This is a genomic window from Stenotrophomonas sp. PA-6-5C (assembly GCF_021605635.1).
GTDB classification, from domain to species: Bacteria; Pseudomonadota; Gammaproteobacteria; order Xanthomonadales; family Xanthomonadaceae; genus Stenotrophomonas; species Stenotrophomonas lactitubi.
Genome location: NZ_WKEE01000040.1, coordinates 44310 through 50309, shown reverse-complemented (window position 1 = coordinate 50309; position 6000 = coordinate 44310). Strand labels below are relative to the sequence as shown.

The 6000-nt window shown below is 67.1% G+C and carries 7 protein-coding genes; all 7 read left to right on the top strand.

All coding sequences use genetic code 11. From position 1 onward, the window contains the following. The first annotated feature begins 40 nt into the window (after window positions 1-40). The 7 genes from GIW57_RS16635 to GIW57_RS16605 all read left to right on the top strand — a co-directional run bounded on the left by GIW57_RS16635 (window position 41) and on the right by GIW57_RS16605 (window position 5964). Window positions 41-580, top strand: coding sequence for a GNAT family N-acetyltransferase (locus GIW57_RS16635; protein WP_100463632.1), 540 nt, complete (start codon window positions 41-43; stop codon window positions 578-580). Next, window positions 577-909: a non-heme iron oxygenase ferredoxin subunit gene (locus tag GIW57_RS16630; protein ID WP_033830543.1), complete on the top strand. Its 333-nt coding sequence runs from the start codon at window positions 577-579 to the stop codon at window positions 907-909. Before GIW57_RS16635 ends, GIW57_RS16630 begins: the two co-directional genes overlap by 4 nt. A 162-nt stretch (window positions 910-1071) precedes the next feature. Next, window positions 1072-1479: a hypothetical protein gene (locus tag GIW57_RS16625; RefSeq protein WP_236511987.1), complete on the top strand. Its 408-nt coding sequence runs from the start codon at window positions 1072-1074 to the stop codon at window positions 1477-1479. A gap of 154 nt (window positions 1480-1633) precedes the next feature. Continuing rightward, window positions 1634-3916, top strand: coding sequence for a TonB-dependent siderophore receptor (locus tag GIW57_RS16620; protein ID WP_236511985.1), 2283 nt, complete (start codon window positions 1634-1636; stop codon window positions 3914-3916). A gap of 70 nt (window positions 3917-3986) precedes the next feature. After that, a complete protein-coding gene (locus tag GIW57_RS16615) occupies window positions 3987-4706 on the top strand; it encodes a tetratricopeptide repeat protein (RefSeq protein ID WP_236511983.1) in 720 nt (239 codons plus the stop codon). 10 nt (window positions 4707-4716) lie between these two features. Next, on the top strand, window positions 4717-5394 hold the full coding sequence (locus GIW57_RS16610; protein ID WP_236511982.1) for a Fe2+-dependent dioxygenase: 678 nt from the start codon (window positions 4717-4719) through the stop codon (window positions 5392-5394). A gap of 174 nt (window positions 5395-5568) precedes the next feature. Next, complete coding sequence (locus tag GIW57_RS16605; RefSeq protein ID WP_236511980.1) at window positions 5569-5964, top strand: hypothetical protein; 396 nt, start codon at window positions 5569-5571, stop codon at window positions 5962-5964. The last annotated feature ends 36 nt before the right edge of the window (window positions 5965-6000 follow it).

Sequence of the window (6000 nt, the reverse complement as noted above, 5' to 3'; positions counted from 1 at the left end):
CCACCTCCCCGCTTGCCCCCACGCCACCTAAAATGCCCCCATGAGCACCCTGACCTTCCGCGCCGCCACGTCGGCCGACATCCCCGCCCTGATCACCCTGGTCACCTCGGCCTACCGCGGCGACGCCAGCCGCGTTGGCTGGACCACCGAAGCCGACCTGCTGGACGGCGCCCGCATCGATGCCGAAGGCATCCAGGGCGACCTGGACCGCCCGCGCTCGACCATCCTGCTGGCCGAACGCGACGGCCAGCTGGTGGCCTGTGCCCACGTCGCCGATGTCGACGGCAAGGGCTACTTCGGCATGTTCTCGGTCGATCCCGGCCAGCAGGGCGGTGGCGTCGGCAAGCAGCTGATGGACGCCGCCGAAGCCCATGCCGCGCGCGAATGGGCGGTGCCGGTGATGCAGATGTCGGTGATCGACGTGCGCGAAGAACTGATGGCCTTCTACGAGCGCCGCGGCTACCTGCGCACCGGCATCAAGAAGCCGTTCCCGTATGGCGACGAACGCTTCGGCATCCCCAAACGCGATGACCTGCGCTTTGAGGTCATGGAAAAGCCGCTGGCCGGAGCCACCGCGTGAGCGAGGCCTGGACCTTTGTCTGCGCCGGCGCCGAACTGCTGCCGGGCGAAATGAAGAGCGTGTTCGACGAAGTGACCGGTACGCCGATCGTGGTGTTCAACCTCGACGGCGAACTGTACGCGCTGGAAGACCAGTGCACGCATGAGGAATTCGAGCTGTCCTCGGGTGAGTTCAACACAACCGAAGGCAGCGTCGAATGCGTGCTGCATGGCGCCCGCTTCGACGTGCGAGACGGCCGCGCCCTGTGCGCGCCGGCCTATACGGCGGTGCCGAAGTTTCCGGTGAAGCGCGAGCATGACGCCATCTGGACCCGCGACGACCGCGATTGAAGTCCAGGGCATCCACCCATGGGGTGGATCTACTGGCGGGCACCTGGAGGGCCTTTGAGGGGCCATGCGGGCCACCCGGAACCGGATGCCGGACCCGTACATGCGAATCATTATCGTTGATGTTATCCTACGTAACATCTTCGTAACGACCCTGCCTGCGCCATGGCTTCGTCCGCGCCCACCGCCACGTTGTGCCAGCTCGCCCGTCAGGGGTGGCCGCTGCTCGCGGCCGCGCTGCTGACGCTGCTGCTGGGCTGGTCGGCGCTGCACGAAGGACGCGGTGGCGGCCACGCCGCCAACGAAGGCTGGCAAGCGCATCTGCACGATATCGAGCTGGTCGCTCCGCTGCCGGCCCCTTCCGGCGACGAATGCCCACACCACGCCGCCCCCGCCCCGGAACCTCCGGTGGATGGTGAAGGCAGCACGCCCTGCGCCGGCACTGCCCCGCCGCGTGCTGCGCTGGTGGCCCACATCCCGTTGTGGCACTCCGATGCCCTGCGCTGGCAGTTGCACGACCCCTCGCTGCGCCTGAATCCCGGCCACGCACCTCCGGCACCGCACGCTATCTGAGGCGCCGTGCGGCCGTTGCCGTGCGCCTGATTGCGTTTCTGGCCAGCCGAGCATGGCTCGGCTCCATAGAACCCATCTCCTGCCTGCCGCCGCGCGCCCAGCCGTGCTGGCCGGCCCTCGCTCATTCCCCATCCAAGCCACCGCCAACCTACCCATGACCCATATCAAGACCCGCAAGTACGCACCTCGCGTTTCGGTACTGGCCACCGCCACCCTCGCCGCCGGCTTCGCGCCGCTGGCCGTACAGGCGGCCGACGACGCCGGCGCCAGCAAGGCCACCGAACTGGACAAGGTCCAGGTGCGCGGCAGCTGGTTCAACCCGTCCTCGCCGAAGTTCACCGCTGCGCTGCTGGACACCCCGAAGTCGGTCTCGATCGTCTCGGAAAAGCTGATCGCCGAAACCGGTGCGACCAACCTGCAGGATGCGCTGCGCATGGTCCCAGGCATCACCTTCGGTGCCGGCGAAGGCGGCAACCCGACCGGTGACCGCCCCTTCATCCGCGGCTTCGACTCGCAGAGCAACATGTTCGTCGATGGCCTGCGCGACGTCGGTTCGCAGACCCGCGAAGTGTTCGACCTGGAGCAGGTGGAAGTGGTCAAGGGCCCGAGCTCGGCCTACGGCGGTCGTGACTCCGGTGGTGGCAGCCTCAACCTGGTCAGCAAGACCCCGAAGCTGAAGAACGAGACCACGGCCAGCATGGGCATCGGTACCGACAGCTACGCACGTGGCACCGTGGATGCCAACTACGTGCTGGGCGATGGCATCGCCGCACGCCTGAACCTGATGAAGCACGAGTCGGACATCGCCGGTCGTGACGCGGCCAACGTCAGCCGCTGGGGTATCGCGCCGTCGATCGCGTTCGGCCTGAACGGCCCGGCGCAGCTGATCGCCAGCCACTACCACATGCAGAGCGACGACCTGCCCGACGCAGGCGGCTTCCCGTACGGCAATCCGAACGGCGCACCGGTGTCGAAGTGGGTGGACGGCCGCCCGATGGTGCCCGACCGCAACAACTATTACGGTCTGGTGGACCGCGATTTCCAGCGCACCCGCGCCGACATCAGCACCCTGGATGGCAGCTACGACTTCGGCGACCACAAGCTGCGCAACATCGCGCGCCTGGGCAACACCAGCAACGATTACCTGTGGACCCAGCCGGACGACAGCCAGGGCAACCCGAACAACTACGGCACCTTGTGGCGCCGTACCAACAGCCGCGCCGTCGACGTCAAGAGCTTCGCCGACCAGCTGAGCCTGACCGGTGCGTTCCAGACCGGTGCACTGAAGCACAGCTACAGCGCCGGCGTGGAATACAGCGATGAAAAGATGACCCGCGGCAGCTACCTGATGACCCCGGGCACCAGCAACCCGCTGACCAACAGCAGCAAGTGCCCGACCACCGGCGCCGCCACCGGCTACAACTGCACCAGCTTCGACAACCCGAACCCGAACGATCCGTGGGCGGCCACCCATGCGGTGTACCGCAGCGACAAGGCGCTGGACGTCGAGCAGCGCACCAAGACCACGTCGGCCTACCTGTTCGACACCATCGAACTGAACGCGCAGTGGATGATCAACGTCGGCCTGCGTTACGACGACTTCTCCACCACCCTGACCACCCCGGTGGCCGGCAAGGCGCCGACCCGCGTGCGCAACGACAATGACTTCCTGAACTACCAGGCCGGCATCGTCTTCAAGCCGGCTGCCAACGGCAGCATCTACCTGTCCTACGGCACCTCCTCCACCCCGCCCGGCATGGACGGTGGCGACGGTTCCGATGGCCTCAGTGCCACCGTGGCCGACCTCAAGCCGCAGGACACCAAGAACCTCGAACTGGGCACCAAGTGGGACCTGTTCGACAACCGCCTGAACCTGACCGCGGCGATCTTCCACACCGTGATGGACAACGCGCGCGTGACCGTGGACAACGGCACCAGCCAGAACGCCGGCAAGAAGGAAATCAACGGTGTGGAACTGGGCTTCACCGGCCAGCTGACCGACGCCTGGAGCCTGTACGGCGGCTACACCTACCTGGATTCGGAACTGAAGGACAACGGCTTCGTCTGCGCCGTGTCCGGCCGTACCTGCCCGTCCAACGTCTACGTGCCCTCGCCTTACAACGGCAACGTGTTCCCGAACACCGCCAAGCACAGCGCCACGCTGTGGACCACCTACCGCTTCCCGTTCGGCCTGACCGTCGGCGCCGGCGCCAACTACTCCGACAAGCAGTACGGTGACGTGGCCAACACCAAGTGGATCCCCAGCTACACCCGCTTCGATGCGATGGCCAGCTACGCGATCCAGGACAACATCAGCCTGCAGTTGAACGTGCAGAACCTGACCGACAAGACCTACTTCACCAAGGCCTATGCGTCGCACTACGCGAGCATCGCCCCGGGTCGTTCGGCCACCCTGGCACTGAACGTGAAGTTCTGATGTAACCCGCAGCACCCACACGGCGGCAGGATCTCCTGCCGCCGTTTTTGTTTCCGGCGATACTCCGCGCATGGCTTCCAACACCCCGTTTGATTCCAACGCCCTGGCAGACCTGCTGCTGCACGACCCGCAGGCCGCCTTCGCGCGCGTGCGCGACGCGGCACAGGCCGGGCAGGTCGAGGCGCAGCTGCTGCTCGCGCAGATGCACATGGAAGGCAAAGGCACGCCGGAAGATGCTGCTGCGGCCCTGCTCTGGTACGAGACCGCAGCCAACAACGGCGCGCCGATGGCGATGAACATGCTCGGCCGCTGCCATGAGCTGGGCCAGGGCACCACCGCCAACCCTTCGCTTGCCGCGGTCTGGTACCGGCGCGCGGCCGACACCCGTCTGGACTGGGGCCTGTACAACCTGGCCAACCTGCTGGCCACCGGCCGTGGCGTGCCGCAGGACCGCGCACAGGCGCTGGCGCTGTATACCCGCGCGGCGCATCTGGGCCACGCCAAGTCGATGAACCTGCTGGCCCGGCATCTGGAAGATGGCCTGGACATCGGACGCGATCCGCAGGCCGCGTTGGCGTGGTATCGGCGCGCGGCCGAGGCCGGCGATTTCCGCGGCCAGGCCAACTACGCCTCGATCCTGCTGCAGGCCGGTGAAACCGAACAGGCCGTGCATTGGCTGCGGCTGGCGCTGCAGCACGGCAGTCCCGCCTTCATGGCGCATATCGTGCCCGAGCTGGCCGCCTCACCCCACCCGCAGGTGCGCGCCCTGGTCGCACCATCCGCTTGCTGAGGACTTCCGCATGCTGCTGCACATCCCCGACATCCTTCCTGCCGAACAGGTCGCTGATATCCGCCGCAGGCTCGATGCGGCCGACTGGACCGATGGCCGCGAGACCGTCGGCCACCTCGGCGCGCAGGCCAAGCAAAACCAGCAGCTGCCGGAAGCTGCGCCGCTGCGCCGCGAACTGGGCGAAACCATTCTTGTCTCACTGGCCCGGCACCCGCTGTTCTTCAGCGCCGCGCTGCCGCTGAAGTACCTGCCACCGCGCTTCAACCGCTACAGCGGCGGCGGCACCTACGGCTTCCACGTCGATGGCGCGGTGATGAACCTGGCCAACGGCGAGCAGCTGCGCTCGGACATCTCCTGCACGCTGTTCCTGTCCGACCCGGACGAGTACGACGGCGGTGAACTGATCATCAGCGACACCTACGGCGAACATGAAGTGAAACTGCCGGCCGGTGATCTGATCGTGTATCCCTCCAGCAGCCTGCACAAGGTCAACCCGGTCACCCGCGGTGCGCGCGTGGCCTCGTTCTTCTGGGTGCAGAGCATGATCCGCGACGACGTGCAGCGGCGCCTGCTGTGGGAGATGGACACCTCCATCGAACGCCTGCGGCAGACCGATGGCGATGCCGACGCGGTGCTGCAGCTGACCGGCGTGTACCACAACCTGCTGCGACGCTGGGGCGAGGTCTGAGCCGATCAGGCCACCCCCCTGCGACAACTTGGCAATCATTCTCATTTGCAACGGCTAACGGGTCTCATTACAATCACGCCCCGTTGACGCCGGATGTTCCGGCCAGCCAGGGATTTCCGCTTGCGTCGCCCGTTCCGCCCCCGCCCGCTTCGGCTTGTACAGCTCGGCACCGCCATGCGCGGCCGTCGGCCTGCGCTGGCCAGCCTGCTGGCGTGGGTGGCGATGTTGACGCTGTTGCTGGGCACCCTGCCACTGCTGCCGGTGGCCCATGCGGCTGCAACCCAGGCGCTGCAGCAACCGCTGGAAGAGCGCGGCGGTGAAGGCCCCCTGCAGGAAGAAGCGCCGGCCAAACTGCGGCGCTGCGCCTCGGCACCGGCCAAGTCCACTGACAAACCGGCGCCGCCACTGCTGCTGGCCAGCCACTGGCTGCGTACCGAACTTGATCTGGTTCCCTCCGCGTCGGCTCCGTCCGGCGCGCGTCCGCACTGGCCGTTGGCCGCACCAGACATGCCCTGGGCCGATGCGCCCGGGCGTCGCCAGCAACGCGGCCAGGCGCCGCCGCTCGCCTGATCCACGGCACGCTGTGACCGCCTGCGCGGTTGCATC